The sequence below is a fragment of the Burkholderia sp. Se-20378 genome, from assembly GCF_017104665.1.
GTDB classification, from domain to species: Bacteria; Pseudomonadota; Gammaproteobacteria; order Burkholderiales; family Burkholderiaceae; genus Burkholderia; species Burkholderia lata.
Map to the genome: position 1 here is coordinate 1 of NZ_JAAGPG010000862.1, position 2,046 is coordinate 2,046.

3 protein-coding genes are annotated in these 2,046 nt (G+C 70.6%); all 3 read right to left on the reverse strand.

Annotated features, from left to right (window positions below; all coding sequences use genetic code 11):
* A partial coding sequence (locus G3N93_RS38325; RefSeq protein ID WP_206135366.1) for a c-type cytochrome occupies positions 1-599 on the reverse strand: 599 nt, incomplete at its 3' end.
* Positions 600-649: 50 nt separating this feature from the next.
* Positions 650-1,477, reverse strand: a complete 828-nt coding sequence (locus G3N93_RS38330; RefSeq protein WP_206135367.1) for an ABC transporter ATP-binding protein — start codon at positions 1,475-1,477, stop codon at positions 650-652.
* Positions 1,471-2,046 (reverse strand): ABC transporter permease (locus G3N93_RS38335; RefSeq protein ID WP_206135368.1); only part of this gene is annotated, 576 nt, incomplete at its 5' end. The genes G3N93_RS38330 and G3N93_RS38335, both read right to left, overlap by 7 nt.

Sequence of the window (2,046 nt, forward strand, 5' to 3'; positions counted from 1 at the left end):
CGGCCGGCCATCGTCGACGCGCCGTGTTCGTCGCGTGTGCCGTGGCGTACGCGCCAGAACAGCTCGCCGTCGAGACGACGGGCGAGCAGCGCGCCGGCGAACGTCGGCGGCCAGTGCGTGAGCGTGGCCGCGAGCGGCCCTTCGCCGCGTCCGTCCGCGCCGTGGCACGCGGCGCAGTGTTGCGCATACAGGTGTGCGCCGCGCATCACGTTCGATACGGAAAACGGCGCGGGATCGCGCTGGAAACTCGTCGGTACGGCGGGCGAGAGCCACAGCGAAGACGGCGGCCACGGCGCGAACCACGCAACGGCCAGCGCGGCCAGTGCCGACGTGACACGCCATTTGCGCGACGCAACTGCGATGCACGCGAGCACGGCGGCCAGCGCCGTTGCCGTCGCAGCGAACGCGAGTTGCCGCGTGAGTCCCGCGTCGATGCGCAGCGTCTCGAGCGCGATGCGATGGGCCCACGGCCACGCGGCTTGGCCATCGGCGTCGCCCGTCAGCCCGAGCGCATGCAGCACGCGCGCCAGCGCGATTTGCGTGCGATAGAGCCCTTGCAGAAACACGAGCGCCCAGTCGGCGAACGTCGGCGCGTTCATCGGCTACGTGCCCGCCGCATGGCGGCCCTTCGTCGAACGGCACCGCGCATCTACCAGCTCGCATCGAGCCCGAGGTGCCGCAACGCGTCGTGACGCAGTTCGGCAAGGCGCGCGTCGCCGCGATGGCGCGGGTAGGGCAGGTCGACGTGCAATTCGGCGACGATCTGCGCGGGGCGCGGCCCGAACACGATCACGCGCTGCGCGAGGAACAGCGCCTCCTCGACATCGTGCGTGACGAGCAGCGCGGAGAAGCCGTCGCGTTGCCACAGTGCGGTGAGTTCGGCCTGCATCGTGAGCCGCGTCAGCGAATCGAGCTTGCCGAGCGGCTCGTCGAGAATCAGCAGGCGCGGATCGTTGACGAGCGCGCGGGCCAGCGCGACCCGCTGCGCCATCCCGCCGGACAACTGATGCGGGAACACGTTCGAGAATTCCTGCAGCCCGACGCGCGCGAGCGCATCGTCGACGCGATGCTGCGACGCGCGCGCCACGCCACGCGCCTCGAGGCCGAGCGCGACGTTCGCGCGCACGCGCCGCCACGGGTACAGCGTCGGGTCCTGGAACACGACGATGCGCGACGGATCGGGTTGCTCGATCGGCACGCCGTCCTGTGCGATCGTGCCTTGCCGCGCGGCGTCGAGGCCTGCGACGAGGCGCAGCAGCGTCGATTTCCCGCAGCCGCTCGGGCCGAGCAGCGCGACGAATTCGCCGGCCGCGACCGACAGCGTGACGTCATCGAGCACCGGCAGCGCGCCGCCGGGGCCGTCGAACGCATGGCTCACGCGGCGGATGTCGATGCGCGCACCGCGCGGCGTCGTGGCGGCTGGTGCGGCGGCAACGGAAGAGGCAACGGAGGATTCGAGTACGGCGGCGCTCACCATTTGACGGTTCCTTTCTGCCACGCGAGCACGCGGTCGCGCACCGCGAACAGCAGCGCGATCAGCCCGGAAAACAGCAGCGCCATCACGATCAGCGCCGCATACATGTTCACGTACGATGCCCAGCCTTGCGCCCAGCTCAGGTACCAGCCGAGCCCCGACTTGACGCCCATCATCTCGGCGACGACCAGCACCGTGAACGATGCGCTCAGCCCCATGAAGATGCCGACGAACACGTGCGGCAACGCGGCCGGAATCGCGACGCGCAGCACGAGGAAGCGCGCGTTCGCGCCGAGCGTGCGCGCGACGTCGTAGTACTGCTTGTTGACGCTCGCGACGCCCGACCACGTGAGCACCGCGACCGGGAAGCCGGTTGCGAGCGCGATCAGGAACGCGGCCGCCGAATAGCTCGACGGGAAGAAGTAGAACGTGAGCGGCAGCAGCGCGGTAGCCGGCACGGGGCCGAGCACGCGCAGCACCGGATGCACCCAGTAGCCGATCCGGCGCGACCAGCCGATCGACACGCCGACCGCGAAACCGACCGCGACGCCGTACGCAAAGCCGAGCGCGAG

Excerpts from the sequence above, each read along its gene's own strand:
- G3N93_RS38330 (WP_206135367.1), bottom strand. The coding sequence starts at position 1,477 with ATGGTGAGCGCCGCCGTACTCGAATCCTCCGTTGCCTCTTCCGTTGCC.